Annotated in this window: 27 protein-coding genes; 23 read left to right on the top strand and 4 right to left on the bottom strand. The window is 70.6% G+C overall.

Features of this window, described 5'->3' with window-relative positions:
* The first annotated feature begins 11 nt into the window (after nt 1-11).
* From OG917_RS28745 to OG917_RS28810, 14 genes are all read left to right on the top strand, one after another.
* Nucleotides 12-857: a glycosyltransferase family 2 protein gene (locus tag OG917_RS28745; RefSeq protein WP_328322259.1), complete on the top strand. Its 846-nt coding sequence runs from the start codon at nt 12-14 to the stop codon at nt 855-857.
* 94 nt (nt 858-951) lie between these two features.
* The gene (locus OG917_RS28750; RefSeq protein ID WP_328321070.1) at nt 952-1,881 is read left to right on the top strand and encodes an ABC transporter permease; all 930 of its coding nucleotides are present in this window, start codon (nt 952-954) and stop codon (nt 1,879-1,881) included.
* A gap of 7 nt (nt 1,882-1,888) precedes the next feature.
* Nucleotides 1,889-2,659 carry an ABC transporter ATP-binding protein gene (locus tag OG917_RS28755; protein ID WP_443059107.1) on the top strand — a complete coding sequence of 257 codons (771 nt, stop codon included), beginning with the start codon at nt 1,889-1,891 and terminating at the stop codon, nt 2,657-2,659.
* Between the two features lie 468 nt (nt 2,660-3,127).
* Nucleotides 3,128-4,048, top strand: coding sequence for a squalene synthase HpnC (gene hpnC / locus OG917_RS28760; RefSeq protein WP_328321074.1), 921 nt, complete (start codon nt 3,128-3,130; stop codon nt 4,046-4,048).
* Nucleotides 4,045-4,995, top strand: coding sequence for a presqualene diphosphate synthase HpnD (gene hpnD / locus OG917_RS28765; RefSeq protein WP_328321076.1), 951 nt, complete (start codon nt 4,045-4,047; stop codon nt 4,993-4,995). Before hpnC ends, hpnD begins: the two co-directional genes overlap by 4 nt.
* 127 nt (nt 4,996-5,122) lie before the next feature.
* Nucleotides 5,123-6,502, top strand: coding sequence for a hydroxysqualene dehydroxylase HpnE (gene hpnE / locus OG917_RS28770; protein ID WP_328321078.1), 1,380 nt, complete (start codon nt 5,123-5,125; stop codon nt 6,500-6,502).
* On the top strand, nt 6,499-7,581 hold the full coding sequence (locus OG917_RS28775) for a polyprenyl synthetase family protein (RefSeq protein ID WP_328321080.1): 1,083 nt from the start codon (nt 6,499-6,501) through the stop codon (nt 7,579-7,581). The genes hpnE and OG917_RS28775 overlap by 4 nt, the downstream gene beginning before the upstream one ends.
* A gap of 102 nt (nt 7,582-7,683) precedes the next feature.
* Nucleotides 7,684-9,693 carry a squalene--hopene cyclase gene (shc, locus tag OG917_RS28780; protein ID WP_328321082.1) on the top strand — a complete coding sequence of 670 codons (2,010 nt, stop codon included), beginning with the start codon at nt 7,684-7,686 and terminating at the stop codon, nt 9,691-9,693.
* Nucleotides 9,693-10,337, top strand: a complete 645-nt coding sequence (locus tag OG917_RS28785; RefSeq protein ID WP_328321084.1) for a phosphorylase family protein — start codon at nt 9,693-9,695, stop codon at nt 10,335-10,337. The genes shc and OG917_RS28785 overlap by 1 nt, the downstream gene beginning before the upstream one ends.
* A gap of 5 nt (nt 10,338-10,342) precedes the next feature.
* Nucleotides 10,343-11,365: an adenosyl-hopene transferase HpnH gene (gene hpnH / locus OG917_RS28790; RefSeq protein ID WP_328321086.1), complete on the top strand. Its 1,023-nt coding sequence runs from the start codon at nt 10,343-10,345 to the stop codon at nt 11,363-11,365.
* A 186-nt stretch (nt 11,366-11,551) separates the two neighbouring features.
* A complete protein-coding gene (gene dxs, locus OG917_RS28795) occupies nt 11,552-13,432 on the top strand; it encodes a 1-deoxy-D-xylulose-5-phosphate synthase (RefSeq protein ID WP_328321089.1) in 1,881 nt (626 codons plus the stop codon).
* Complete coding sequence (locus tag OG917_RS28800) at nt 13,429-14,826, top strand: aspartate aminotransferase family protein (RefSeq protein WP_328321091.1); 1,398 nt, start codon at nt 13,429-13,431, stop codon at nt 14,824-14,826. Before dxs ends, OG917_RS28800 begins: the two co-directional genes overlap by 4 nt.
* Nucleotides 14,827-14,901: 75 nt before the next feature.
* The gene (locus OG917_RS28805) at nt 14,902-15,468 is read left to right on the top strand and encodes a helix-turn-helix domain-containing protein (protein ID WP_328321093.1); all 567 of its coding nucleotides are present in this window, start codon (nt 14,902-14,904) and stop codon (nt 15,466-15,468) included.
* A gap of 106 nt (nt 15,469-15,574) precedes the next feature.
* On the top strand, nt 15,575-15,715 hold the full coding sequence (locus tag OG917_RS28810; RefSeq protein ID WP_328321095.1) for a DUF6126 family protein: 141 nt from the start codon (nt 15,575-15,577) through the stop codon (nt 15,713-15,715).
* A 19-nt stretch (nt 15,716-15,734) separates the two neighbouring features.
* Here OG917_RS28810 and OG917_RS28815 read toward each other — a convergent pair whose 3' ends face one another.
* Nucleotides 15,735-16,550: a tyrosine-protein phosphatase gene (locus OG917_RS28815; protein WP_328321097.1), complete on the bottom strand. Its 816-nt coding sequence runs from the start codon at nt 16,548-16,550 to the stop codon at nt 15,735-15,737.
* 257 nt (nt 16,551-16,807) lie between these two features.
* On the opposite strand from OG917_RS28815, the gene OG917_RS28820 reads away from it, so the two are divergent.
* Nucleotides 16,808-17,599: an SGNH/GDSL hydrolase family protein gene (locus OG917_RS28820; RefSeq protein ID WP_328321099.1), complete on the top strand. Its 792-nt coding sequence runs from the start codon at nt 16,808-16,810 to the stop codon at nt 17,597-17,599.
* A gap of 320 nt (nt 17,600-17,919) precedes the next feature.
* Nucleotides 17,920-19,074 (top strand): MBL fold metallo-hydrolase, encoded by a 1,155-nt coding sequence (locus OG917_RS28825; RefSeq protein ID WP_328322261.1) that lies wholly within the window; start codon nt 17,920-17,922, stop codon nt 19,072-19,074.
* Between the two features lie 59 nt (nt 19,075-19,133).
* On the opposite strand, the gene OG917_RS28830 is transcribed toward OG917_RS28825, so the two are convergent.
* A complete protein-coding gene (locus tag OG917_RS28830; RefSeq protein WP_443059032.1) occupies nt 19,134-19,448 on the bottom strand; it encodes a hypothetical protein in 315 nt (104 codons plus the stop codon).
* Nucleotides 19,445-19,729 carry a hypothetical protein gene (locus tag OG917_RS28835; RefSeq protein ID WP_328321101.1) on the bottom strand — a complete coding sequence of 95 codons (285 nt, stop codon included), beginning with the start codon at nt 19,727-19,729 and terminating at the stop codon, nt 19,445-19,447. The genes OG917_RS28830 and OG917_RS28835 overlap by 4 nt, the downstream gene beginning before the upstream one ends.
* A 291-nt stretch (nt 19,730-20,020) precedes the next feature.
* On the opposite strand from OG917_RS28835, the gene OG917_RS28840 reads away from it, so the two are divergent.
* Both OG917_RS28840 and OG917_RS28845 read left to right on the top strand, forming a co-directional pair.
* Nucleotides 20,021-20,863, top strand: a complete 843-nt coding sequence (locus OG917_RS28840) for a helix-turn-helix domain-containing protein (protein ID WP_328321103.1) — start codon at nt 20,021-20,023, stop codon at nt 20,861-20,863.
* Nucleotides 20,845-21,054, top strand: coding sequence for a DUF397 domain-containing protein (locus OG917_RS28845; RefSeq protein ID WP_328321105.1), 210 nt, complete (start codon nt 20,845-20,847; stop codon nt 21,052-21,054). Before OG917_RS28840 ends, OG917_RS28845 begins: the two co-directional genes overlap by 19 nt.
* A 42-nt stretch (nt 21,055-21,096) precedes the next feature.
* On the opposite strand, the gene OG917_RS28850 is transcribed toward OG917_RS28845, so the two are convergent.
* Entirely contained in the window at nt 21,097-22,371 is a 1,275-nt protein-coding gene (locus OG917_RS28850) for a cytochrome P450 (RefSeq protein WP_328321107.1), read from the bottom strand.
* 305 nt (nt 22,372-22,676) lie between these two features.
* Here OG917_RS28850 and OG917_RS28855 point away from each other — a divergent pair, with 305 nt between their 5' ends.
* The 5 genes from OG917_RS28855 to OG917_RS28875 are packed head-to-tail and all read left to right on the top strand — an operon-like array spanning nt 22,677 to nt 26,468.
* On the top strand, nt 22,677-24,521 hold the full coding sequence (locus tag OG917_RS28855) for a sensor histidine kinase (protein WP_328321109.1): 1,845 nt from the start codon (nt 22,677-22,679) through the stop codon (nt 24,519-24,521).
* Nucleotides 24,511-24,945, top strand: a complete 435-nt coding sequence (locus tag OG917_RS28860; RefSeq protein ID WP_328321111.1) for a roadblock/LC7 domain-containing protein — start codon at nt 24,511-24,513, stop codon at nt 24,943-24,945. The genes OG917_RS28855 and OG917_RS28860 overlap by 11 nt, the downstream gene beginning before the upstream one ends.
* Nucleotides 24,946-24,947: 2 nt before the next feature.
* Nucleotides 24,948-25,319 carry a DUF742 domain-containing protein gene (locus OG917_RS28865; protein WP_328321113.1) on the top strand — a complete coding sequence of 124 codons (372 nt, stop codon included), beginning with the start codon at nt 24,948-24,950 and terminating at the stop codon, nt 25,317-25,319.
* Nucleotides 25,297-25,902 (top strand): GTP-binding protein, encoded by a 606-nt coding sequence (locus OG917_RS28870; protein ID WP_328321115.1) that lies wholly within the window; start codon nt 25,297-25,299, stop codon nt 25,900-25,902. Before OG917_RS28865 ends, OG917_RS28870 begins: the two co-directional genes overlap by 23 nt.
* Nucleotides 25,899-26,468 (top strand): GAF domain-containing protein, encoded by a 570-nt coding sequence (locus OG917_RS28875; protein WP_328321117.1) that lies wholly within the window; start codon nt 25,899-25,901, stop codon nt 26,466-26,468. Before OG917_RS28870 ends, OG917_RS28875 begins: the two co-directional genes overlap by 4 nt.
* The last annotated feature ends 24 nt before the right edge of the window (nt 26,469-26,492 follow it).

Consider the following 26,492-nt stretch of genomic DNA (forward strand, 5'->3'; position numbering starts at 1 on the left):
TCATCATCACGATGGGCAACCGCCCCGACGAGCTGCGCGCGCTGCTGGACTCCGTCGCCAAGCAGGACGGCGACCCGGTCGAGACGGTCGTGGTCGGCAACGGCGCACCCGTGCCGGATGTCCCCGCGGGCGTACGGACCGTCGAGCTGCCCGAGAACCTGGGCATCCCCGGCGGCCGCAACGTCGGCATCGAGGCCTTCGGCCCGGCCGGCACCGACGTCGACATCCTGCTCTTCCTGGACGACGACGGACTGCTGCCGAACACCGACACCGCCGAGCTGTGCCGGCAGGCCTTCGCCTCCGACCCCGAGCTGGGCATCATCAGCTTCCGGATCGCCGACCCGGACACCGGGGTCACCGCGCGCCGCCACGTTCCGCGGCTGCGCGCGTCCGACCCCATGCACTCCTCGCGGGTCACGACCTTCCTGGGCGGGGCCAACGCCGTACGGACCAAGGTCATCGACGAGGCCGGACCGCTCCCCGGCGAGTTCTTCTACGCGCACGAGGAGACGGACCTGGCATGGCGGGCCCTCGACGCCGGCTGGATGATCGACTACCGGTCCGACATGGTGCTCCACCACCCGACCACGGCCCCGTCCCGGCACGCGGTCTACCACCGCATGGTGGCCCGCAACCGGGTCTGGCTGGCCCGCCGGAACCTGCCCGCACCGCTGGTGCCGGTCTACCTGGGGGTGTGGATGCTGCTCACGCTGGTCCGCCGCCCCTCGGGAGCCGCGCTCAAGGCCTGGTTCGGCGGGTTCAAGGAGGGGTGGACCACTCCTTGCGGACCACGCCGGCCGATGAAATGGCGTACGGTCTGGCGGCTGACCCGACTGGGCCGGCCTCCGGTGATCTGAGAAGCTCTCTGAGAGCATCGGACGTACTTCGGGACCCGGCATCCGAGCCCGGCCCCGATCCGGCAGCGCATCTTGAACACGAAAGTTTCAACTTGTGAGTGACACAACCCATGACGGTGCGGTCGCACTGAGCGACCGCCCGTCTCCCGACGACGGTCTGTCCTCGGCCGAGCTGGCCGGGAAGTACGGCCTGTCGGTGAGCGGTGCCCGGCCTGGGCTCATGGAGTACGTCCGCCAGATCTGGGGACGCCGCCACTTCATCCTGGCCTTCTCGTCCGCGAAGCTGTCGGCCCAGTACAGCCAGGCCAAGCTGGGCCAGGTCTGGCAGGTGGCGACACCGCTGCTCAACGCGGCGGTCTACTACTTCATCTTCGGCCTGCTCCTCAACACCAAGCGCGGGTTGTCGCACGACGTCTTCATCCCCTTCCTGGTGACGGGGGTCTTCGTCTTCACCTTCACGCAGAGCTCGGTGATGGCAGGGGTCCGGGCGATCTCGGGCAACCTCGGTCTGGTGAGGGCGCTGCACTTCCCGCGGGCGTCACTGCCCGTGTCGTTCGCGCTCCAGCAGCTCCAGCAGCTGCTGTACTCGATGATCGTGCTGATCGTGGTCGCCGTCTGCTTCCACAGCTATCCCTCGCTGTCCTGGCTGCTCGTCATCCCCATCCTGGCGCTGCAGTTCGTGTTCAACACGGGCCTCGCCCTGATCATGGCCAGGCTCGGGAGCAAAACGCCGGACCTCGCGCAGCTGATGCCGTTCGTGATGCGCACGTGGATGTACGCGTCGGGCGTGATGTTCTCCATCTCGGTGATGCTCAAGGGCAAACCGTCGTGGATCGCGCATGTGCTGCAGTGGAATCCGGCCACCGTCTACATGGACCTGGTCCGGTTCTCCATGATCGACGGGTACGGCGCCGAGAATCTGCCGCCCCATGTGTGGGCGGCGGCAGCGGCCTGGGCGGTCCTGCTGGGCCTCGTGGGCTTCGTGTACTTCTGGAAGGCTGAGGAGCGGTACGGCCGTGGCTGAGGAAATCATGCAGGAGCGCATCCCCACGGTCATCGCGGACGATGTGCACATCGTGTACCGCGTGAACGCCGGCGGTGGCGGCAAGGGCGCGGCCACCGCGGCGCTCAGCCGGATCGTCGGCAGGGACAAGAGCGCCGCGCGCGGTGTCCGCAAGGTGCACGCCGTACGCGGGGTGACCTTCACGGCCTACCGCGGCGAGGCCATCGGCCTCATCGGCTCCAACGGGTCAGGCAAGTCCACCCTGCTGCGGGCCATCGCCGGACTGCTGCCGACGGAGAGCGGCAAGGTCTACACCGACGGCCAGCCCTCCCTGCTCGGGGTCAACGCCGCGCTGATGAACGACCTGACCGGCGAGCGCAACGTCATCCTCGGCGGTCTGGCGATGGGTATGTCGCGCGAGGAGATCCGGGAGCGGTACCAGGGGATCGTCGACTTCTCCGGCATCAACGAGAAGGGCGACTTCATCACCCTGCCGATGCGTACGTACTCGTCCGGCATGGCGGCCAGGCTCAGGTTCTCCATCGCGGCGGCCAAGAACCACGACGTCCTCATGATCGACGAGGCGCTGGCCACCGGCGACCGCAAGTTCCAGATCCGTTCGGAACAGCGCATCCGCGAGCTGCGCAAGGAGGCCGGCACGGTCTTCCTCGTCAGCCACAGCAACAAGTCGATCAGGGACACCTGCGACCGCGTCCTGTGGCTGGAGAAGGGCGAACTCCTGATGGACGGCCCGACCGAGGAGGTCGTCAAGGCGTACGAGAAGGAGACGGGCAAGTAGCGTCCCGGACCGCCCTTCCCGCATCACCGCTGCGGCCCCCGCCGGAATTTCCGGCGGGGGCCGCAGCGGTGGGGGCACCCAGCTGCCCGGCGCCTCCCGACACGCCGGGCGGATCAGGGTGTTCAGGCCCGTGACGGCCCGTTGCACACAGGTCCCGGCGAGTCAAGTGATCGTCAAGTACTGTGCCTGCGGGGAAGGTTGCAGGGGATTGAGGTGTTCTTGTAATGCACGTTGTACCCCGCCGACGTGTCAGTCGTTGTACAACGTAAGCTGTACCGGTGCTGATTCACGGCAAGCGGGGCTCTCACCCTGCGTCGCCAACCCGGCGTCGCCTTGCCTGAAGGTCTGCGCGGCGTGTCCGAAATGGGTTGTATTGAGTCAGCAGTGTAGAACGGGAGATGTGACGGCAATGGCAACGGACGTGTCCCAGCTCCGCGATGGTTCCGTTCCCGCGCCTGGCAGCATGCGGTGACGGGCGTCCGGGACGCGGGCACCGACGACCATGCTCGCACCACGCTGGACAAGGCCTCAGGGGAGAACTTCCCGGTAGCGCCGTTCTTCCTGCCGCGCGCCTGGCGCGACGACCTGATGGCGGTCTACGGCTACGCCCGGCTCGTCGACGACATCGGCGACGGAGACCTCGCGTCACCGGCCACCGAGGCCCGTCTCCTGGGCCTCGGACCCGCGCAGGCCGACGACCGCCTCGCGATGCTCGACGCTTTCGAGGCCGACCTCCGCCGCGTGTTCGCGGGACCGGGTGAGCCGCCGCTCCACCCCATCCTGCGCACCCTGCGGACGACCGTCCGCCGCTGCGCCCTCACCCCTGAGCCGTTCCTCGGGCTGATCGCGGCCAACCGCCAGGATCAGACGGTCCGGCGCTACGAGACCTTCGACGACCTCCTCGCCTACTGCGAGCTCTCGGCCAACCCCGTCGGCCGTCTCGTCCTCCAGATCACGGGCACGGCGAGCCCCGAGCGCATCCGCCGCTCCGACGCCGTCTGCACGGCGCTGCAGATCGCCGAGCACCTGCAGGACGTCGCCGAGGACCTCGGCCGCGACCGTATCTACCTGCCTGCCCAGGACATGAAGGAGTTTCACGTCCAGGAGGCGGATCTGGCGGTACCGAGCGCGGGCGCCTCGGTGCGCGCACTGATCGCCTACGAGACCGAACGCGCCCGGGGTCTGCTGAATGAAGGCGCCCCGCTGGTGGGTAGCGTCCATGGCAGGCTCAAGCTGCTGCTCGCCGGATTCGTGGCCGGCGGAAGCGCCGCTCTCCAGGCGGTGTCCTCTGCCGGATTCGACGTGCTTCCCGGACCGCCCAAACCCACCAGGCTCGGCCTGCTGCGCGAAGTGGCAGCCGTCTTGCGAGGAACGCGTAGAGAGGGGTGAGCCGGACAGTGGAGGGACAAACGCCGGTTTCGGGGCCCGTGATGGCCGCGTACACGTACTGCGAGGCCGTCACAGGACAGCAGGCGCGTAATTTCGCGTACGGCATCAGGCTGCTGCCCGCCGACAAGCGGCAGGCGATGTCCGCGCTCTACGCCTTCTCGCGGCGTGTCGACGACATCGGCGACGGCGAGCTGGCACCCGAAGTCAAGCGTGAGCGGCTGGAGTCGACACGCGACCTCCTCGACCGGATCCGTGAGGGCGTCCTCGACGAGGACGACACCGATCCCGTCGCGGTGGCCCTGAGCGACGCGGCACGCCGGTTCCCGATCCCGCTGGGCGGGCTGGACGAACTCATCGACGGCGTACTGATGGACGTGCGCGGCGAGACCTATGAGACCTGGGACGACCTGGAGGTCTACTGCCGTTGCGTCGCGGGCGCCATCGGCCGGCTCTCGCTCGGTGTCTTCGGCAACGCCGCGAGTGCCGCCGCGGCCGACCGGGCGTCCCACTACGCCGACACGCTCGGCCTCGCCCTGCAGCTCACCAATATCCTCCGGGACGTCCGGGAGGACGCCGGCAACGGCCGCACCTATCTGCCCGCCGAGGACCTCGCCAAGTTCGGCTGCTCGGACGGCTTCCACAGCGCGTCGCCGCCCGCGGGCTCCGACTTCGCCGGGCTGGTCCACTTCGAGGTCCGCAGGGCCCGCAGCCTGTTCGCCGAGGGGTACCGGCTGCTGCCCTTCCTCGACCGCCGCAGCGGCGCGTGCGTCGCCGCGATGGCCGGAATCTACCGGCGCCTGCTCGACCGTATCGAGCGCGACCCCGAGGCGGTCCTGCGCGGCCGGGTCTCCCTCCCCGGCCGGGAGAAGGCGTATGTCGCCGTCCGCGGCCTCTCCGGTCTCGACGCCAGGAACATCACACGTCAGAGCGCCCGGAGGCGCGCCTGATGCCCCTCGACAGACCTGCTCCGCCACTGCCGTCCGAGTGGTACTCAACCTCCGGGGAAGATCACGCGTCCCTGCATCCGACAAGCCGCCTCCCGCATCAGGGCGGCCGGTTCCGGAAGGGGGGCGTATGACCGCCGAAGCGGCGCGCGCCGTCGTGGTCGGCGGCGGGCTGGCCGGGACCACCGCCGCGCTCGAACTCGCCGACGCGGGCGTACGCGTGACCCTGCTCGAAGGCCGTCCGCGGCTGGGCGGCCTCGTCTTCTCCTTCCGGCGCGGAGAGCTGACCGTGGACAACGGCCAGCATGTGTACCTTCGCTGCTGCACCGCGTACCGCTGGCTCCTCGACCGGATCGGCGGAACCGCACTCGCGCCGCTCCAGGACCGGCTCGACGTGCCCGTGCTCGACATCGCGCCGGCGGCGGGCCCGCGGCTGGGCCGGCTGCGCCGCAGCGGGCTGCCCGTCCCGCTGCACCTCGCCAGGAGCCTCGCGACGTACCCGCACCTCTCGCTCGCCGAGCGGGCGAGCGTCGGCCGGGCCGCACTGGCGCTCAAAGGACTCGACCTCACCGACCCCGCCCTGGACGACACCGACTTCGCGACCTGGCTGCGCGGGCACGGTCAGTCCGAGCGCACCATCGAGGCACTCTGGGACCTGGTGGGCGTCGCGACGCTCAACGCGACAGCGCCGCACGCCTCGCTGGCTCTCGCCGCGATGGTCTTCAAGACCGGCCTGCTCTCCGAAGCGGGCGCGGCCGACATCGGCTGGGCCCGGGTGCCGCTCGGCGAACTGCACCACACCCTCGCCCGTAAGGCCCTCGACGCGGCGGGAGTCCGCACCGAACTGCGCACCCGGGTGACGGGTGCCGCGCGGACGGCCGACGGGAGCTGGCGGGTGGAGACGGACGGCGGGACGCTGGAGGCCGACGCCGTGGTCCTCGCCGTACCGCAGCGCGAGGCCCACGCACTGCTGCCCGACGGCGCGCTCGACAACCAGGCCGGGCTGCTGGAGATCGGTATGTCACCGATCCTCAACGTGCACGTGGTGTACGAGCGCAAGGTGCTCCGGCAGCCCTTCTTCGCCGCGCTCGGCACCCCGGTCCAGTGGGTCTTCGACCGTACGGACGCCTCGGGACTCCAGGGCGGCGGTCAGTACATCGCCCTGTCCCAGTCCGCGGCCGACGACGACATCGACCAGCCCGTCTCCGTTCTCAGAGAGCGCTATCTCCCGGAGCTGGAGCGGCTGCTGCCCGCGGCCCGCGGCGCCGGTGTGCGCGACTTCTTCGTCACCCGCGAGCGGACCGCGACCTTCGCGCCCGCCCCGGGTGTGGGACGGCTCCGTCCCGGTGCCCGCACCCGGATCCCCGGTCTCGGCCTGGCCGGAGCGTGGACCGCCACAGGCTGGCCCGCGACCATGGAGGGCGCGGTGCGCAGCGGTCTCAGCGCCGCCGGTACCGTGCTCGCCGCGCTCGGCCGTACCCACGATCATCCGCTTCAGGAGGCGGCATGAGCACTGTTACTGGAACAAGAGGAGAGCCTGTGACCCCGGCCGCAGACACCGTCGATATTGTCGCGCTCCTGGAGCGCGGACGGACCCTGTCCTCACCGGTGCTGCGCGCTGCCATTGACCGGCTCGCACCGCCCATGGACACGGTCGCCGCCTACCACTTCGGCTGGATCGATGCCGAGGGGCGCCCCGCCGACGGGGACGGCGGCAAAGCCGTACGTCCCGCGCTCGCACTGCTCTCGGCGGAGGCCGCCGGAGCGGCGGCCGAGGCAGGGATCCCCGGCGCCGTCGCCGTGGAGCTCGTGCACAACTTCTCGCTGCTGCACGACGACCTGATGGACGGTGACGAACAGCGCCGCCACCGGGACACCGTCTGGAAGGTGCACGGGCCCGCCCAGGCGATCCTCGTGGGCGACGCGCTCTTCGCGCTGGCCAACGAGATCCTGCTGGAGCTCGGCACCGTCGAGGCCGGCCGCGCCACGCGCCGGCTGACCACCGCCACCCGGAAACTGATCGACGGTCAGGCCCAGGACATCTCCTACGAGCACCGCGAACGGGTCACCGTCGAGGAGTGCCTGGAGATGGAGGGCAACAAGACCGGGGCGCTGCTCGCCTGCGCCGTCTCCATCGGCGCGGTGCTCGGCGGTGCCGACGACCGCACGGCCGACACGCTGGAGGCGTACGGCTACCACCTCGGCCTGGCCTTCCAGGCCGTCGATGACCTGCTCGGCATCTGGGGCGACCCGGAAGCCACCGGAAAGCAGACCTGGAGCGATCTGCGCCAGCGCAAGAAGTCCCTGCCCGTCGTCGCGGCACTCGCGGCCGGCGGCCCGGCGTCGGAGAAGCTGGGCGAACTGCTCGCCGCCGACGCCAAGAGCAGCGACTTCGACACCTTCTCCGAGGAGGAGTTCGCCGCGCGGGCGGCTCTGATCGAGGAGGCGGGCGGCCGGGAGTGGACCTCGCAGGAGGCCCGCAGGCAGCACGCGATCGCGATCGACGCGCTCACCGGGGTCGAGATGCCGGAAAGGGTGCGGGCGCAGCTCATCGCGCTCGCCGACTTCGTCGTAGTACGGAAGAGATGATCACCATCGCCACATAATTCGCGGTCGCCGGCCGGTGTCCCCGGGACACCGGCCGACGGAGACCCCAGCACAGCAGAGGAAGCACTGCACGAAGGGGAAGCCATGACAGCGACGACCGACGGAAGCCCCGGAGCTACGGAGCCCCGCGCAGCCTCGGCAGCCGGAACAGCTGAAACCATTGACAGTACTGAAACGATTGTTGCCGGTCACCCCGTACGCGAAGCCGCCGAGCGGGCAGCCGGGCGTTCGGTCGAGTACCTGCTGGAAGCCCAGGACGCCGAGGGCTGGTGGAAGGGCGACCTCGCCACCAATGTGACCATGGACGCCGAAGACCTGCTGCTGCGGCAGTTCATGGGAATCCTGGACGAGCGCACGACACGGGCCGCCGGACAGTTCATCCGCGGCGAGCAGCGGGCGGACGGCACCTGGGCCACGTTCTTCGAGGGCCCCGGCGAGCTCTCCGCGACCATCGAGGCGTACGTGGCGCTGCGGCTCGCCGGGGACGCCCCCGACGCACCGCACATGGCGCTGGCGTCCGCCTGGATCCGCGCCAGCGGCGGCGTGGCGGCGAGCCGGGTGTTCACCAGGATCTGGCTCGCTCTCTTCGGCTGGTGGAAATGGGACGACCTCCCCGAGCTACCACCTGAGATGATTTTCCTGCCCAAGTGGTTCCCGCTCAACATCTACGATTTCGGCTGCTGGGCCCGGCAGACCATCGTGCCGCTGACCGTCGTCTCCGCGAAGCGCCCGGTCCGCCCGGCGCCGTTCGCGCTGGACGAGCTGCACACCGACCCCGCCGACCCGAATCCTGCCAGGCGCCCTGCCCCGCTGGTCAGTTGGGACGGAGCGTTCGAGCACCTCGACAGGGCGCTGCACGTCTACCACAAGGTCGCCCCGCGAAGACTCCGCAGGACGGCCATGAACGCCGCGGCCCGCTGGATCATCGAGCGCCAGGAGAACGACGGCTGCTGGGGCGGGATCCAGCCGCCCGCCGTCTACTCGGTCATCGCGCTCCATCTGCTCGGTTACGACATCGACCACCCCGTGATGCGCGCGGGGCTCGCGTCCCTGGACCGGTTCGCCATCTGGCGCGAGGACGGCGCCCGCATGATCGAGGCCTGCCAGTCCCCGGTGTGGGACACCTGTCTGGCCACCATCGCTCTTGCCGACGCCGGGCTGAGCCCCGACCACCCGGCGCTCGTCAAAGCCGCCGAGTGGATGCTCGCCGAGGAGATCGACCGGCCGGGCGACTGGTCGGTGCGCCGCCCGGAACTGGCCCCCGGCGGCTGGGCCTTCGAGTTCCACAACGACAACTACCCGGACATCGACGACACGGCCGAGGTCGCCCTCGCACTGCGCCGGGTCAGGGTGCCGGACCGGGCACGGCTCGAAGGTGCCATCGCGCGCGGTGTGCGCTGGAACCTCGGCATGCAGTCCAGGGACGGCGGCTGGGGCGCCTTCGACGCCGACAACACCAGCCCCTTCCCCAACCGGCTGCCGTTCTGCGACTTCGGTGAGGTCATCGACCCGCCCTCGGCCGATGTCACCGGCCACGTCGTGGAGATGCTCGCTGTCGAGGGCAAGGCGGACGACCCGCGCACCCGCCGCGGTATCGAGTGGCTGCTCGCCGAACAGGAGGCGACCGGCGCCTGGTTCGGCCGCTGGGGTGTCAACTACATCTACGGCACCGGGTCGGTGGTCCCGGCCCTCACCGCGGCCGGGATGGCCGTCTCCCATCCGGCGATCCGCAGGGCGGTCTCCTGGCTGGAGTCCGTACAGAACGAGGACGGCGGCTGGGGCGAGGACCTGCGCTCCTACAAGGAGGAGGCGTGGATCGGCCACGGAGCGTCGACGCCCTCCCAGACCGCGTGGGCGCTCCTCGCGCTGCTCGCGGCGGGGGAGCGGGAGAACAAGGCCGTGGAGCGGGGAGTCACCTGGCTCGCCGAGACGCAGCGTCAGGACGGTGCCTGGGACGAGCCGTACTTCACCGGCACCGGCTTCCCGTGGGACTTCTCCATCAACTACCACCTCTACCGTCAGGTCTTCCCGCTGACCGCGCTGGGACGGTACGTCCACGGTGAGCCCTTCGCCGCCACCCGGCAGGGAAGCTGATGGCCGGGGCCCAGGGCGGCGCCCCGCTGCTCATCGCCTGCGCGCTGGGCATCGAGCGGTTCGCCCTGCGTACGGGTACCGGCCGCGGCGGCGCACCCGGCCCGGTGACCGTACTGCGCACGGGCATGGGGCCCGAGTCGGCCGCGTACGCCGTCACCCGCACACTCGGCGAGCCCCCCTCACGGGGCTCCGCCGTGATCGCGTCCGGCTTCTGCGCCGGTCTCGCACCCGGAATGCATCCGGGCGACGTGATCGTCGCCGATGAGACCAGGGACAGCAGGGGCGCCACCGCCTGTGTGGGCACCGAGGTGCTCGCGAAGGCGCTCGCCGCCGCACTGCCCGGGCGAACTGTGCACACCGGTCCGCTGACCGGGTCAGACCATGTTGTACGCGGCCACGAACGGGCCGAGCTGCGTGCCACAGGGGCGATCGCCGTGGACATGGAATCCGCGGCGACGCTCTGGAGCGCCGTACGGGCCGGGCCCCGCCCGGTTGCGGCCGTACGAGTGGTCGTGGACGCTCCAGAACATGAACTCGTCCGTATTGGGACGGTGCGCGGTGGAATATCGGCCTTCCGCGTACTCCGTGCCGTCCTTCCAGCTTTCTATGAATGGCACCGTTCTTTGCTGCTCCCCAGGAGGTGAGCTAGATGGCCATGCCGCTCCGTCAGACCATCAGGGTCGGGACGTATCTCTTCGAACAGAAGCTCCGCAAGCGTGAGAAGTTCCCGTTGATCGTCGAACTGGAGCCGCTCTTCGCGTGCAACCTCGCATGCGAGGGCTGCGGGAAGATCCAGCATCCGGCGGGCGTGCTCAAGCAGCGCATGCCGGTGGCGCAGGCAGTGGGGGCCGTCCTTGAATCGGGTGCTCCGATGGTTTCCATCGCGGGCGGTGAGCCCCTCATGCACCCGCAGATCCATGAAATCGTGCGACAGCTCGTGGCGAAGAAGAAATACGTCTTCCTCTGCACCAACGCGATGCTGATGCGCAAGAAGATGGACAAGTTCACGCCGTCGCCGTATTTCGCGTTCACCGTGCACATCGACGGGCTGCGCGAGCGGCACGACGAGTCGGTTGCGAAGGAGGGAGTGTTCGACGAGGCCGTGGAGGCCATCAAGGAAGCCAAGAAGCGCGGCTTCCGGGTCACCACCAACTCCACGTTCTTCAACACGGACACCCCGCAGAACATCATCGAGGTGCTCAACTACCTCAATGACGACCTGGAGGTGGACGAGATGATGATCTCGCCCGCCTACGCCTACGAGAAGGCCCCGGACCAGGAGCACTTCCTGGGCGTCGAACAGACCCGGGAGCTCTTCAAGAAGTCCTTCTCGGGCGGGAACAGGCGCCGCTGGCGCCTGAACCACTCGCCGCTCTTCCTGGACTTCCTGGAGGGCAAGGTGGACTTCCCGTGCACCGCGTGGGCCATCCCCAACTACTCGCTCTTCGGCTGGCAGCGCCCCTGCTATCTGATGAACGACGGGTACGTCCCCACGTACAAGGAGCTCGTCGAGAAGACCGACTGGGACAAGTACGGGCGCGGCAAGGACGACCGCTGTGCCAACTGCATGGCGCACTGCGGTTACGAACCGACCGCCGTGCTCGCCACGATGAGCTCCCTCAAGGAGACCATCCGGGCCGCCCGCGAGACCGTTTCGGGCAACCGCGGGTGACGTGAGAGGCGCAGGGGAAGCCTCGCGCACCCGGGCTCCCCGAGCCGCCGCCCCGGCCTGTCCAGGCCGGGGCGGCGGCTGTCGGCGCATCCGCGCCGCTGCCGCGCCGCCGGTGCCGGGCGCGGGCTCCGTCACCGACCGGTCCGGGGTGTGTGAGCGATACGAAATCCGAGAGGGGGCCCGCGCGTGTCGATCTTGGAGAATATCCGGGGACCGCGTGACCTGAAGGCGCTCGCCGAGGCGGAACTCGGTGAACTGGCCGTTGAAATAAGGGAGTTCCTGATCCAGGCGGTGGCCAGGACCGGGGGACACCTGGGGCCGAACCTGGGGGTGGTGGAACTCACCATCGCACTGCACCGGGTCTTCGACTCGCCCGTCGACCGCATCCTGTGGGACACCGGTCACCAGAGCTATGTGCACAAGCTGCTCACGGGCCGGCAGGACTTCTCCAAACTGCGCAGCAAGGGCGGCCTCTCCGGCTACCCCTCGCGTGAGGAGTCCGGGCACGACGTCATCGAGAACTCGCACGCCTCCACGGTGCTCGGCTGGGCGGACGGCCTCGCCAAGGCCGGCGAGGTGCTCGGCAGGACCGGCCATGTGGTCGCGGTGACCGGCGACGGGGCGCTCACCGGCGGTATGGCGTGGGAGGCGCTCAACAACATCGCGGCCGCCGCGGACCGCCCGCTGATCATCATCGTGAACGACAACGGGCGCTCGTACGGCCCCACGATCGGCGGCCTGGCCGGCCACTTCGCCACCCTGCGCACGACCGACGGCTATGAGCGGGCCCTCGCCTGGGGCAAGGAGGTGCTGCAGGCGACCCCTGTCGTGGGTCAGCCGCTGTTCGAGTCGCTGCACGGCGCGAAGAAGGGATTCAAGGACGCCTTCGCGCCGCAGGGCATGTTCGAGGACCTCGGGCTCAAGTACGTGGGGCCGGTCGACGGGCACGACCTGTCGGCCCTGCAGTCGGCCCTGCGCCAGGCCAGGCGCTTCCACGGGCCGGTCCTCGTGCACTGCCTCACCGAGAAGGGGCGAGGCTACCCGCCCGCGCTGGAGGACGAGGCCGACCGCTTCCACACCGTCAGCGTCATGGACCCGCTGACCTGTGCTCCGCTCGCCCCGCCCGGCGGCCCCTCCTGGACCTCCGTGTTCGGCTCGGAGATCGCCGCGATCGGTGCCGAGCGCCCCGACGTCGTCGCCATCACCGCGGCGATGCTGCACCCGGTCGGTCTCACCGAGTTCGCCGAGCGCTTCCCGGACCGGGTCTGGGACGTCGGGATCGCCGAGCAGCACGCGGCGGTCTCCGCGGCCGGACTCGCCACGGGCGGCCTGCACCCGGTGGTCGCCGTGTACGCGACCTTCCTCAACCGCGCCATCGACCAGCTGCTGATGGATGTGGCGCTGCACCGGTGCGGGGTGACGTTCGTCCTCGACCGGGCGGGGGTCACCGGGGTCGACGGGCCCTCGCACAACGGCATGTGGGACATGTCCGTCCTGCAGGCCGTGCCGGGGCTGCGCATAGCCGCGCCGCGCGACGCGGACCAGCTCCGGGCCCAGCTGCGGGAGGCGGTCCGGGTGGACGACGCGCCGACCATGCTGCGCTTTCCCAAGGAGTCGGTGGGCCCGCCCGTCCCGGCCATCGACCGGGTCGGCGGCATGGACGTACTGCACCGGGCCGACCGCCCCCAGGTCCTGCTGGTCGCCGTCGGGGTGCTCGCCACGGTCTGCCTGCGGGCAGCCGAACTCCTCGAAAGCAGCGGGACCGGCTGCACGGTCGTCGACCCGCGCTGGGTCAAACCCGTGGACGCGGCGCTCCCGGAACTCGCCGCTGAACACCGTCTGGTCGCGGTCGCCGAGGACAACAGCCGCAGCGGCGGCGTGGGTTCGGCGGTCGGCCAGGCGTTGCGCGACGCGGGGGTGGACGTGCCGCTGCGCACCTTCGGGATCCCCGAGCAGTTCCTCCCGCACGCCAAACGTGCCGAAGTGCTGGCCGACATCGGGCTCACGCCCGTCGAGATCGCAGGACGGATCAGCGCCGCCCTGAAAGCCAAGGAGAAGACGGAATGACGGAAGGCGCACCCAAGGGGTTCGATCTGACGACCCTGCTGGCCGAGCGAGGTGCCGAGCGCTACGAGCTGCACACCCGGTACCTCAACCACCAGCTGCCGAGGATGCTGCACACCATCGGCTTCGACAACGTCTACGAGCGCGCCGAGGGCGCCCATTTCTGGGACGCCGAAGGCAACGACTACCTGGACATGCTCGCGGGCTTCGGGGTCATGGGCCTCGGCCGGCACCACCCGGTCGTCCGCAAGGCCCTGCACGACGTCCTCGACGCCTCGCTCGCCGACCTGACCCGCTTCGACTGCCAGCCGCTGCCCGGTCTGCTCGCCGAGAAGCTGCTGGCACACTCGCCCCACCTGGACCGGGTCTTCTTCGGGAACAGCGGTACGGAAGCCGTGGAGACGGCGCTGAAGTTCGCCCGGTACGCCACCGGCAGGCCGAGGATCCTCTACTGCACCCACGCCTTCCACGGGCTGACGACCGGCTCGCTCTCGGTCAACGGCGAGGACGGCTTCCGGGACGGCTTCGCACCGCTGCTGCCCGACACGGCGATCGCCATGGGGGACCTGGCCGCGCTGGAGCGCGAGCTGAAGCGCGGGGACGTGGCGGGCTTCGTGGTAGAGCCGATCCAGGGCAAGGGCGTCCTGGAGAGCCCGCCTGGATTCCTGCGGGCGGCTCAGGAGCTGCTGCACCGGCACAAGGCGCTGCTGATCGCCGACGAGGTGCAGACGGGGCTCGGACGGACCGGGGACTTCTACGCCTACCAGCACGAGGAGGGGGTCGAACCGGACCTGGTCTGTGTGGCCAAGTCGCTCTCGGGCGGGTACGTACCGGTCAGCGCGACGCTGGGCAAGGACTGGATCTTCAAGAAGGTCTACTCGTCCATGGACCGGGTGCTGGTCCATTCGGCCAGCTTCGGTGCCAACGCCCAGGCGATGGCCGCCGGGCTCGCCGTGCTCTCGGTGATGGAGGACGAGGAGACCGTCGCCCACGCCCGGGCCACCGGTGAGCTGCTCAAGTCCCGGCTGGCCGCGTTGATTCCCCGGTACGAGCTGCTGCACGACGTGCGCGGCAGGGGGCTGATGATCGGTATCGAGTTCGGCCGCCCGGCTTCACTGAAGCTCCGCAGCCGGTGGACCATGCTCCAGGCGGCTCGCAAGGGGCTCTTCGCGCAGATGGTCGTCGTGCCGCTGCTGCAGAAGCACCGCATCCTCACCCAGGTCTCCGGGGACCATCTGGAAGTGATCAAACTGATCCCGCCGCTGGTCATCGGGGAGGCGGAGGTGGACCGCTTCGTCGAGGCGTTCACCGCGGTGATGGACGACGCGCATGGCGGTGGCGGACTCATGTGGGACTTCGGCCGGACCCTGGTGAAGCAGGCCGTCGCTAACCGCTGAGACCTTTCCACCGATGCTTTTTGCCCCAGAGGCAAGAAATTTGCCTCTGGGGCATTCTGCTGGCCCAATTGCTGTATGAGCACCCCGCCCGAGGACCTGCCCGATGTCGCCCCGCGCCTGCGCGAACTGCGCCGCCGCGGCCGGCTCACGCTGGAGGCCGCGGCCCGCAGGGCCGGTCTCTCACCGGCGCACCTCTCCCGGCTCGAAACCGGGGCGCGGCAGCCCTCGCTGCCCATGCTCCTGTCACTCGCCCGCATCTACGGTACGTCGGTATCGGAACTGCTCGGCGAGGTACCGCCCGAGCGTGACCCCGTCATCCGGGGCGACCGCGAGGACTCCGTCGAGGCCGACGGCTGGACGTACCACACGGCGGGCTCCCCGGGGCGCGCGATGCAGGCCCTGCGGGTGCAGGTGCCTTACGGGGCCCAGGGCGAGCTCGTCCGGGTCCATCCCGGCGAGGAGTGGCTGTACGTCCTCAGCGGGAAGCTCCGGCTGACCCTCGGCGAGGCCGCCCACGACCTCGGCCCCGGGGACAGCGCGCACTTCGACTCACTCACCCCGCACCGGATCGCGGCGGCGACCCGGGACGGGACCGAGCTGCTCTTCATGCACACCCTGCTGCAGAGCCCCGACCTGCACTGAGCGCGTGCGGCCCGCCGGCCCGCCGGGCTGCCGCCGCACTGCGCCGCATCGCACCGCGCGTGCACCGCACGAGATCCGTTCCGACGAGACGACGAGAGGTCCTGCCATGCCGCAGACACACGCAGAAGCGCACGAGGAGAAGAAGTTCCCCAGGGGACTCGTCATCAGGCTGGTCGCCTATCTGGTGGCGGGCCATCTGTTCGCCGGCTTCGTCTATCTGCTCTTCACGCTGGGCGGTCAGCAGTAGCCGTCCGGCCGGGCGCGGCTCAGGACGCGTCGTCGAGCAGCCGGGCGCGCAGCCTCTCACGTGTCTCGGGGGCGAGCTTCAGGCCCTCGGTGAGATAGCGCTCGGTGGAGCCCCACGTCTCGTCGATGGCCGCGAAGGCCGTCTCCAGATACGCGGCGCGGGCCTCGAAGAGCGGGCTCAGCAGCTGCATGACCTCGCCGGAGTGCGCGCCGGCCGACTCGTCGCCGCGCTTGACCAGGTAACGCCTGCGGGGGTCGTTCGACTTGAGGTAGTCCGCCTCGACCGCGTCGCGCTCCACACCCACCGCGAGCAGGGTCACCGCCACCGAGAGGCCCGCCCGGTCCTTGCCGGCCGCGCAGTGCATCAGGGCGGGCACGCTGTCCTCGGCGAGGTCGTGCAGCACCCGGCTGTGCTCGGCGGTCCTGGTGGTGATGATCGACCGGTACGAGTCGGCCATCCGGCGTGCGGCCCGGTCCTCGGAGAGCACCCGGCGCAGCTGTTCCAGATCGCCGTCGCGGACCATCCGCCAGAACTCGGAGCCGTCCGCCGGGTCGGTCAGCGGGATGTTCACATGCTGCACGCCCGGCAGGACCACGTCCCGTCCGTCCAGGGCCATGTCGGCGGCGTTGCGGAAGTCGAAGATCGTGTGCAGACCGAGCGACGACAGGTAGGCGGTGTCCTCGGCCGTCGCGTGGGCGAGGTGACCGCTGCGGAACAGCCTGCCGGGGCGCACCCGCCGTCCGTCCACGGTCGGCAGCCCGCCCACGTCACGGAAGTTGCGCACCCCGGCAAGGTCGGGTTCTGCCGACGGGACCTGCGGAAGTTGCTGCGTCACGGCGCTCCTCGGTGTCCTGCCGGCGTGGCTGGCCGCCGCCGTCGGCGCGTGTGGACCTGGCGGTCCGGCCGTGTCGTACGGCCCTGGATTTTTGACGATACGACATCGGTGCGTCATGCAGTCATCGCGCCCCGGACAAGGGGGACGCCGGCCCTTATTCCGTCTTCAGGCAAACTGGCCAGGTGGGTTTTCTCACGGCCTGTCACCCCCTTATTACGGTCGCGTAGGTCACATCCCGAGGTGCAGGATGGGCCGTTGTGGCAGACGATTCGGCAATCAAGAACAGAGACATCATCGGGTCGTACGCGGCGATCGGCGACAGCTTCACCGAGGGCGTCGGGGACCCCGGGCCCGACGGGGCCTTCGTGGGCTGGGCCGACCGGCTCGCCGTACTTCTGGACGACCGCGTCCCCGAGCACACCTTCCGTTACGCGAACCTGGCGGTGCGCGGACGGCTCCTCGACCAGATCGTCGACGAGCAGGTCCCGCGGGCCAAGGAGCTCGCCCCCGACCTGGTCACCTTCTCGGCCGGCGGCAACGACATCATCCGGCCGGGTTCTGATCCCGACGACGCGGCCGAGCGCTTCGAGCGGGCACTCACCGACCTCAGCGCCTCGGTCGGCACCGTCATGGTGACCACCGGATTCGACACCCGCGGTGTGCCGGTCCTGCGCCATCTGCGCGGCAAGATCGCTACGTACAACGAGCACGTGCGGGTCATCGCCGCACGGCACGGCGCCCCCGTACTCGACCTCTGGTCGCTCAAGACCATCCAGGACAGGCGCGCCTGGGACGCCGACCGGCTGCACCTGTCGCCCGAGGGGCACACCCGCGTCGCCCTCAGGGCGGCGCAGGTGCTGGGGCTCGACGTGCCCGCCGACCCGGACCAGCCGTGGCCGCCGGAACCGCCGCGGGGGTCGGCCGCGGTCCGCAGGGACAACATCCAGTGGGCCCGCGAGCACCTGGTGCCGTGGATAGGCCGCAGGCTCCGTGGCGAGTCCTCGGGAGACCACGTCGCGGCCAAGCGCCCCGACCTGCTGCCGCTCTGACCGAGCCGGGAACCGGCGCGCCCGGCGGGGAGCCCTCTGGGAGGCCGTCGGGACGGCCCTGCGGAGCATGCCCGGCGGAGCGCCCGCAGGACCGCGTCCGGTCGGGGCAGGGCGGGTGGCCCGGCTCCTGTGGCCCGGCTCCGGCCCCCGCCCGCCCGTCAGGGGCGTGTCCGCGGAAGGATCCCCGGCACGGCGACGGCAGGCACCGTTCACGGGGCCGTTCCTCCACCGTCGGGGCGGGCCGCACATAATGGATCGATATCGCACACCTGGAGGTCCTCGTGCCCGATTCCCGTTCTCTGCCGCCCCGGATCCGCGCGATGCGGCCGGAGGGCTTCGGCGCGGACCCGGCCGGAGAGCGGATGGCGCGTATCCGCCGCTCGCCGAACTTCGCCGACGGAACGTTCCAGAACCCGGTGGGTGCCAGGACGCGTCCCTCCGGCTCCATGGCCGATTTCGCGAAGGGCTACTTCCGCAAGGAGGACCGGGCCCGCAGGTTCCCCGAGGGGACCGTCCCCGTCCACGCCACCACCGTCGCCGACCTCGCCAAGCCGCCGGCATCCGGGCTGCGGCTCACCTGGATGGGGCACTCAGGCGTGCTCGCCGAGATCGACGGGGCGCGGGTGCTGTTCGACCCGGTCTGGGGCGAGCGCTGTTCACCGTTCTCGTTCGCCGGGCCGAAGCGACTGCACCCGGTACCGCTGCCGCTCGCCGCGCTCGGCCCCGTCGACGTCGTGGTGATCTCGCACGACCACTACGACCATCTCGACCTGCCCACCATCAAGGCACTCGCCGGTACGGAGACGGTCTTCGCCGTACCGCTGGGCGTGGGCGCGCATCTGGAGCGCTGGGGCGTGCCCGCGGCGCGGCTGCGGGAGCTGGACTGGAACGAGACCACGGAGGTGGCCGGGATCCGGCTCACCGCCACCCCGGCCCGGCACTTCTGCGGGCGCGGGATGCGCAACCAGCAGCACACGCTCTGGGCGTCCTGGGCCGTCTCCGGGCCCGAGCACCGGATCTACCACAGCGGCGACACCGGGTACTTCCCCGGATTCAAGGACATCGGGGCCGGGCACGGCCCCTTCGACGCCACGATGATCCAGATCGGCGCGTACTCGGAGTACTGGCCCGACATCCACATGACACCCGCCGAAGGCGTGCGGGCACATCTGGACCTCCAGGGCGGGAAGCCAGGTGGCGTCCTGCTGCCCATTCACTGGGGCACGTTCAACCTCGCCCTGCACCCGTGGGCGGAGCCCGGCGAGTGGACGCGGGACGCCGCGGGGGAGGCCGGCCAGGCGGTGGCGCTGCCCCGGGCGGGCGAGCCCTTCGAGCCGTCGGGCAAGCTCCCGTCCGAACCGTGGTGGCGAGCGGTGTCCCCGGAGATCGCCCGCCCGTGGCGGAGCGCCGAAGGCTCGGACAGCACCCCGGCCGCCCCGAGCGGTCTCGGCCTGGCGGAGGAGCAGCACTCCTGAGAGCGGGCCGGATGCGCCGGTCGGGCAGGAGACGCAGCACGGCGCCGGGTCGGTCGTGATCAGTCCTGTCGGCCGCCGTGCCCGGCCTCGGCCGGACCGTTCGGTGAGGGTTCCGGTACGACGTCGGCCCCGGGCCAGGAGCTGCTCCGGGCGCCGGTCTCGGCCACCCGGGCCTGCAGCAACTCGGCCGGGCCGACCGGCCGTACGCGGGCCGGATCCGCGTCCCACTCGCGACCGCCGCCCAGCGGCCGGAGCTGGAGCCAGGGGCCCTCGTGGCCCATGACGATGCCGACGCGGCTGCTCGCGATGTCACGGACGGCCGTCCCTGGGCAGGGGAGCACGGACTCCTGGTCCGGCTGCCGGTCGGCGTTCACCGGCCCGCTCCCTTCGCGACGACGGCGGCCAGGGCGAGTGCGACCGGCGCGGAGCACACACCGAGGTACACCAGGGCGTACCGGGTGCTCGTCGGTCCGTCGTCCCGCTCGGGGCCGGCCTCGAACCACGGGGTGCGTACGTCCATGGCGGGGAGCTGGACACCGGCTCGGGTCAGGGCCTCGGCGAGCGCGTCGCGTGCGTCGAGCGCCTCCTGGACCTTCGGGCTTCCGGGGGAGTGGCGACGGGGGGTGCGGCGGGGGAGTGGGGGAGGCGTGGACATGGCCGGGGTCTCCTTGCGGTCGGCGTCCGGGCGAGTGGAGTGTTTCCGGGCCCGGTGTTGTGTGGTTTCGCTGCCGGTCCCACCAGCGGTGAATTACGTTGCGTAGTGGGGGTGTTACGAGGATGCCGCCAGGGCGGGCCGGGTTGGGCCGACAGCTCGTTCTCGTTCCCCTGCCGCACGCCCACGTTCCACACCTTCCACATGGAATGCGGTGGACCCGCGGGCGCGCGTGTATGTGTACCGGTACGGGGGCGGGTTCCGGGTGGACCGGGGCGCCCCGGAAGGAGCGCCATGCCGCAGCGACGCCTCGTCACCAGCCGCAGCCAGGAGCCGCGTCAGCGGTTCGCGGAGGAGTTACGGAGACTGCGCGCCCAGCGCGGCGACACCCTGCGGCAGCTCGGTGACCGGCTGGGCTGGGACTACTCGCTGTTCGGCAAGATGGAGAAGGGCGAGACGCTCGGCGGGCCCGAGGTGGTCCAGGCGCTGGACCAGTACTTCGGGACGCCGGGGATGATGCTGGCTCTCTGGGAGCTGGCGTCGGGGGACCGTACGCAGTTCCGGGAGCGGTACCGCCAGTACATGGCGCTGGAGGCGGAGGCGACGAGCCTGTGGCACTTCGCGGTGAGCGTGCTGCCGGGGCTGTTGCAGACGCCGGGGTATGCGCGGGAGGTGCTGGCGGCGGGCGGACTCAAGGGAGAAGCCCTGGACCAACAGGTCGAGGCACGGATGGGGCGTCGAGAACTACTGGCCGGTGAAGACCCGCCTCAGTTCCGGACCATCCTGTCGGAGGCAGTACTGCGGACACCACTGAGAGGCCCGACGCAGTGGCGGCAACAGCTGGAATATCTGCTTGAGGCCGGAGAGCAGGGTGAAGTGACGGTTCAAGTCGCGCCGTTCTGTGCCGGGCTCCACGGCCTCACCAACGCTGACGTGATGTTTCTGCGTCTGCCCGAGGGGCGTACCGTGGCCTATGCCGAGAACGGTTACAGAGGTGAACTCATCGAGGAAACTACCCCCGTTGAACGGCTGCAACGTGCGTACGATTCGGTACGCGACCTGGCTCTGACACCAGCCGAGTCGCGGAAGTTCATTCTGCGCATTCTGGAGGAAGTACCGTGCGATCCCTCGACCTGACCGCAGTGACTTGGCACAAGAGCAGCTACAGCAACCAGGACGGCGGCCAGTGCCTGGAGGTTGCTGACGGCCTCGCCGCCGTCGTCCCCGTACGCGACAGCAAGAACCCGGACGGCCCCGTGATCGCCTTCGCCGCGCACGGCTGGGCCACCTTCGTAGCGTCCGTGCGGAACGGCGAGTCGACGGCCTGACCTCAGGCGCGCGGCGGCACAGGCCGCGCGCCGACCGGGTGGTCAGCCCAGGTGTACCGGCAGGGAGTCGACGCCGAACACCGCTGACAACTTGCGGAACGTGAGCTCCTCCTCCGGTACGGCCAGCGACATGCCCGGAAAGCGCCGCAGCAGGGCGGGGTAGGCCGCGCACAGCTCCATACGGGCCAGTTCGGCGCCGATGCAGCGGTGGATGCCGTAACCGAAGGCGACGTGCGGAGCGGGGCGGGCGGGGTCGAACGCGTCCATGCCCGGCCCCAGGGAGGCGTCCCGGTCGGCGCCGCTGAGGGAGCACAACACCACGTCGCCGGCGGATATCGCGGTCCCGGCTATCTCCATGTCCTCCCGGGCGAAGCGCGGGAAGGCGACCTGGACCACCGTGAGATAACGCAGCAGCTCCTCCACGAAGGGGCTCACGGCGGCGTCGTCGTCGCGGAGGGTCGCGAAGTGGTCCGGGTTCTGGAGGAGCACCAGGGTGCCAAGGGCGAGCATGCTGGCGGTGGTCTCCAGGCCGCCGGTCAGCACGCCGTCGGCGAGCCCGGTGAGCTCCTCGTCGTCTATCGCGTCGCCGTGCTGCTTGATCAGCATGCCGAGCAGACCGTCACCCGGCGTCTCGCGCTGCTTCTTGACGATGTCGCGGAGGTAGGAGAGGGACTCGGAGATCACGCCGAACGAGGCGTCGGCCCCGGCGAAGAGGTCGAAGCGGGTGGTGCCCAGGCGCTGGAAGTCCTCCCGGTCCTCGTAGGGGACGCCCAGGAGTTCGCAGATGACGAGTGAGGGGATCGGCAGCGCGAAGGCCTGCACGAGGTCGACCGGGCCCGGGGCCCGGGCCATTTCGTCGAGCCGTTCCTCGACTATTTCGTGGATGCGCGGCGTGAGCCGGGCGAGCCTGCGCATGGTGAACTCCGGCGTGAGCAGGCGGCGCAGGCGCGTGTGGACGGGCGGATCCGAGAATCCGAGGCCGCCGGGGTGCTGCTGGCCCTCCGTGACGGCGGAGCTGCCTATGAGGTTGGTGAAGTCGTTGCTGAAGCCCTTCGTGCGGCCCAGTACCGCCTTGGTCTCCTCGTAGCCGCTGACCAGCCAGACGTTCATCGGGAACGGCACGGACAGCTTGCTGACCGGTTCCCGGTCCCGCAGGTCGCCGAGATCGGCCACCGGGTCGAGCCCGGTGCGCCGCAGCGGCATGAGGGTCGACTCGGGGAGGAGCGCCGCGCTCGACAGATCGAATCCCTTTTTGCGGATGTTCGCCAGATACCGGCGGCCCAGCCAGGTGGTCATGCGTGAACGGATATTCGTCATACCGGCAATACTGCCCGGCCCATATGAGCGGGCGTTCCGCGCCCCGCTCCGCGCGGTCGCAGCACCGACGCCCGCGTCGCTCCGTGCGCCCTGCCCGGGACGCGCCGTGACAGCGGCATAGTTTTCGGGCGGGCGTGCGAACGCTCATACCAGAGCGGGACGCTCGGCGCGCAAGTTCCGCAACTAGACATCGAACGCGACGGCGTGGCGACTACTGTGAGTGGCTGCTGATCAACAGGGAGACGCGGCAGGCGAGTTGTATCCCCTGTCGGTGAGCCCTGGTATCCCACGTACCGAGGAAGCTGATGTCTCAACTTCGCGCACCCGAAGCGCGGAACGACCGGCCGGAAGGCGGGCGGCACGGCCGGACGGGCAGCCGCCCGGCCCCCCGGCCGGGCCCCTCTCCGGCTCCGTCCGCCCGCCGCTCACGGTCCGTACCGCCGACGCCCGAGGCCCGCATACGGCCTCAGCTTCTGCGTACCGCCATTCTTCCCACCGTCGTGGCGGCGCTGAGCGGCACGGCGGCCGTGGTCTTCACGATCCACTCCGCCGGAGTGCACCCCTCGCCCGCGCTGCGCGGGGTGCTGGCGGCATGCGCCGCACTCGCGGCAGCCGCCATGGCCGCCGCGGCGCTGGGCGCCGACCGGGTCACCAGGACCGTCCTCGACCGGTGCAGCGCGCTCCGCCGCTCCAGCGTGCGCGGCCAGGCCGATCTGCGGGCCGTCGTCGACCGGCTCAGCCGGGGGGAGGCGCCGCCCGGCGGGGCGGGCGGCGCCGCCACCCCGTCCCGGGGCGACGCCTTCGACCTGCTCGCCGTCGAGCTGGGCCGGGCCCAGGAGGCCGCCGTGGAATCGGTGGTCAGAGCTGCCCGTATCACCCGCCCCACGGCGGCCACGGTCGACGAGCAGAAGGTCGAGGTCTTCGTCAATCTGGCCCGGCGCCTGCAGTCACTGGTGCACCGGGAGATCCAGCTGCTCGACGAGCTGGAGAACCAGGTCGAGGACCCCGAACTGCTCAAGGGCCTCTTCCAGGTGGACCATCTGGCCACCCGCATCCGCCGGCACGCGGAGAACCTCGCGGTGCTCGGCGGCGCAATCTCCCGGCGTCAGTGGTCCAATCCCGTCACCCTCACCGAGGTGATGCGCTCCGCCGTCGCCGAGGTCGAGCAGTATCCGCGCGTCAAGCTCGTGCCGCCCGTCGACGGGACCCTCCGGGGCCACGCCGTCGCCGACGTCATCCATCTGCTGGCGGAGCTGGTGGAGAACGCCACGGTGTTCTCCGCCCCGCACACACAGGTGCTGCTGCGCGCCCAGCACGTCACCGCCGGACTCGCCGTCGAGGTCGAGGACCGGGGCCTGGGGATGTCCGTCACCGAGACGGACCGGATGAACGCCCTGCTCGCCGAGCCCGATCAGGTCAATGTGGGCCATCTGCTGCAGGACGGACGCATCGGTCTGTACGTCGTGGCCGCCCTGGCCCGCAGGCACGGCGTCTCGGTCCGGCTCCAGAGCAACATCTACGGCGGGGTGCAGGCCGTACTCATCCTGCCCGCCGCCCTGCTGGGCGCCGACCAGAGCGGACTCCAGACGCCGGCCGCCCGCCCGTCGCAAGTCCCGCACGCCGCAGACCCGCACGCCGCAGCCCCGCACGCCGCAGCCCCGGACACCGCACAGGTCCCGCACGTCCCGCAGGCCCACCACGACCCGCACGCCCAGGCCTCGCCGAGCCCGGAAGCCCCGGTCGAACCGGTGCACCGGCCGCTCGCCCCGCCGCTGCCCGTGCGGGAGCAGGAGAGCGTGCGCCCCAATCCCGCCGCAGCCCTCCCGGGCGCCCACTACGCCCAGCTGCCGGACACCGGGACGGCGACCGGCACCGTGCCGTACGACGCCGGGCCCGTGGCGCCGCTCCCGCCCGCGCTCCGACCGGATCTGCCCCGGCGCAGGAGCCAGGAGCATCTGGTCCCCCAGCTCAAGGAGGTGCCGGCGCCCCGGACGGACGAGGAGCACCCCGCCGTCCACGACCCGGGGCTGATGGCGGCCTTCCAGCGCGGTATCAGCCTCGCCGAGGCGGAACCCGAGAAGCGGGACACCGGCGAACGGCCGCACCGCGACGACGATTTCTCCAAGGAGGAGATGCACCATGGTGAGTGAAGCGCCGACCGCGCACGTGACCGATCTCGACTGGCTGCTGAGCGGTCTTGTCCAGCGCGTCCCCTTCACCCGCAACGCGGTCCTGCTCTCCGCCGACGGCCTGGTGAAGTCCGTGCACGGCCTCGACGCCGACAGCGCCGACCACATGGCGGCCCTCGCCTCCGGGCTCTACTCGCTCGGGCGCAGCGCCGGAGCACGCTTCGGCGACAGCGGAGAGGTCCGGCAGGTCGTCGTCGAACTCGACTCCACGCTTTTGTTCGTCTCCACCGCGGGCTCGGGCACCTGCCTGGCCGTACTGGCCGGGCGCGAGACGGACGCCGCGGTGCTCGGATACGAGATGGCCATGCTGGTGAAGAGCGTCCGGCCCTATCTCGTGACACCGGCCCGCAGCCGGGTCGGCGCATCGAGCGCCACGGGGCGCTGAACGTGCCGTTCCAGCAGGACAGTCCATGGCTCGACGACGCGGCCGGCCGGCTGATCCGCCCGTACGCCGTGAGCAACGGCCGCACCCGCCCCACAGCCCAGCTGGACCTGCTCTCCCAGGTCATGGCGACCGGAGTGCCGCTCCCCGCCCATCTCGGCCCGGAACACGCGCAGACACTCGGACTCAGCGAACGGCCCACGTCGGTGGCGGAGATCGCGGCCCATCTGCGGCTGCCCGTCGTCGTCGCCAAAGTGCTGCTCTCGGACCTGATGGACAGCGGGATCGTCACCACGCGGGCGCCCCGCCCCGACGAAGACCCCACCGACCTTTCCTTGCTGGAGGCAGTGCTCGATGGCCTACGACGACGGCTCTGATCTCTTCCCCACCGCGCTGAAGATCCTGGTCGCGGGTGGCTTCGGGGTCGGCAAGACGACCTTCGTGGGAGCGGTCAGCGAGATCTCCCCGCTGAGCACGGAGGAGATGCTCACCCAGGCCGGTGAGCAGACGGACAGTCTGGAGGGCGTCGAGTCCAAGTCCACGACCACCGTGGCCATGGACTTCGGCAGGATCACCCTCGACCGGCAGCATGTGCTCTACCTCTTCGGGACACCCGGCCAGGAGCGCTTCTGGTTCATGTGGGACGAACTCTCCGCCGGCGCCCTCGGCGCCGTGGTGCTCGCCGACACCCGCCGCCTCACCGAGTGCTTCGGCGCGATCGACTTCTTCGAGCAGCGGGGCATCGGATTCATCGTGGCCGTCAACGAGTTCGACGGTGCGTTCCGGTACGGGGAGGACGAGGTGAGGGCGGCGCTCGATCTCGGAGCGGGCATCCCGGTGGTGCTGTGCGACGCCCGTATCGCCAGTTCCGGGATCCGCACCCTGGTCACGCTCGTAGGCCATCTGCTCGCCACCGTGCCGGAGACCGACCCGGTCACCACCCAGGGAGTCCACCCATGACGTACGACCCGACAGGGCGTCTCCTGCTGACCCCCGCCGACCGGGACGGGGACGTGCGCGGCAGGCGGCTGCGCAGACTCGGCCTGGGGCAGCACCCCGACCCGGTCTTCGACGAGTTCGCCCGGCGGCTGGCCGAGGTGACCGGGGCGCCGTATGCCCTGGTCAACTTCATCGACGAGAACCGGCAGTTCTTCGCCGGCCTGCACACCCCGGCCGGGACGCACTCGGGCAGCGACCTGAGCGCGGTCGCCGCCGCCTGCGGGATCAACCGGGTCATGGCGCGCGACCACGGTTACTGCCCGCATGTGGTCGCCCGCCGCAAGGCACTCGTCCTTGAGGACGTCTGCGACTACCCCCGGTTCGCCGGGAACCCGGTGGTGGACGAGATCGGCATCCGCTCGTATCTGGGCGCGCCGCTGATCGACCGTACGGACATCGCACTCGGCGCGGTGTGTGTCGTGGACACCGTGCCGAGGCAGTGGGGGCTCGCCGGTCTGCAGACCATCAAAGCGGCGGCCGCCGAACTGGTCGCGCAGATCCACCACCGGGAGGACGGCAGGATCTGACCCACTGCGGCCGTCCGCACCCGG

The sequence above is a fragment of the Streptomyces sp. NBC_00388 genome, assembly GCF_036061255.1.
GTDB lineage: Bacteria > Actinomycetota > Actinomycetes > Streptomycetales > Streptomycetaceae > Streptomyces.

Bases quoted from the DNA above. Each gene is read 5' to 3' on its own strand.
- OG917_RS28745 (WP_328322259.1), top strand. From the start codon at position 12: ATGGGCAACCGCCCCGACGAGCTGCGCGCGCTGCTGGACTCCGTCGCC.
- OG917_RS28755 (WP_443059107.1), top strand. From the start codon at position 1,889: ATGCAGGAGCGCATCCCCACGGTCATCGCGGACGATGTGCACATCGTG.
- hpnE (WP_328321078.1), top strand. From the start codon at position 5,123: ATGACCGCCGAAGCGGCGCGCGCCGTCGTGGTCGGCGGCGGGCTGGCC.
- OG917_RS28775 (WP_328321080.1), top strand. From the start codon at position 6,499: ATGAGCACTGTTACTGGAACAAGAGGAGAGCCTGTGACCCCGGCCGCA.
- shc (WP_328321082.1), top strand. From the start codon at position 7,684: ATGACAGCGACGACCGACGGAAGCCCCGGAGCTACGGAGCCCCGCGCA.
- OG917_RS28785 (WP_328321084.1), top strand. From the start codon at position 9,693: ATGGCCGGGGCCCAGGGCGGCGCCCCGCTGCTCATCGCCTGCGCGCTG.
- hpnH (WP_328321086.1), top strand. From the start codon at position 10,343: ATGGCCATGCCGCTCCGTCAGACCATCAGGGTCGGGACGTATCTCTTC.
- OG917_RS28800 (WP_328321091.1), top strand. From the start codon at position 13,429: ATGACGGAAGGCGCACCCAAGGGGTTCGATCTGACGACCCTGCTGGCC.
- OG917_RS28805 (WP_328321093.1), top strand. From the start codon at position 14,902: ATGAGCACCCCGCCCGAGGACCTGCCCGATGTCGCCCCGCGCCTGCGC.
- OG917_RS28810 (WP_328321095.1), top strand. From the start codon at position 15,575: ATGCCGCAGACACACGCAGAAGCGCACGAGGAGAAGAAGTTCCCCAGG.
- OG917_RS28825 (WP_328322261.1), top strand. From the start codon at position 17,920: ATGCGGCCGGAGGGCTTCGGCGCGGACCCGGCCGGAGAGCGGATGGCG.
- OG917_RS28835 (WP_328321101.1), bottom strand. From the start codon at position 19,729: ATGTCCACGCCTCCCCCACTCCCCCGCCGCACCCCCCGTCGCCACTCC.
- OG917_RS28840 (WP_328321103.1), top strand. From the start codon at position 20,021: ATGCCGCAGCGACGCCTCGTCACCAGCCGCAGCCAGGAGCCGCGTCAG.
- OG917_RS28850 (WP_328321107.1), bottom strand. From the start codon at position 22,371: ATGACGAATATCCGTTCACGCATGACCACCTGGCTGGGCCGCCGGTAT.
- OG917_RS28855 (WP_328321109.1), top strand. From the start codon at position 22,677: ATGTCTCAACTTCGCGCACCCGAAGCGCGGAACGACCGGCCGGAAGGC.
- OG917_RS28860 (WP_328321111.1), top strand. From the start codon at position 24,511: ATGGTGAGTGAAGCGCCGACCGCGCACGTGACCGATCTCGACTGGCTG.
- OG917_RS28870 (WP_328321115.1), top strand. From the start codon at position 25,297: ATGGCCTACGACGACGGCTCTGATCTCTTCCCCACCGCGCTGAAGATC.
- OG917_RS28875 (WP_328321117.1), top strand. From the start codon at position 25,899: ATGACGTACGACCCGACAGGGCGTCTCCTGCTGACCCCCGCCGACCGG.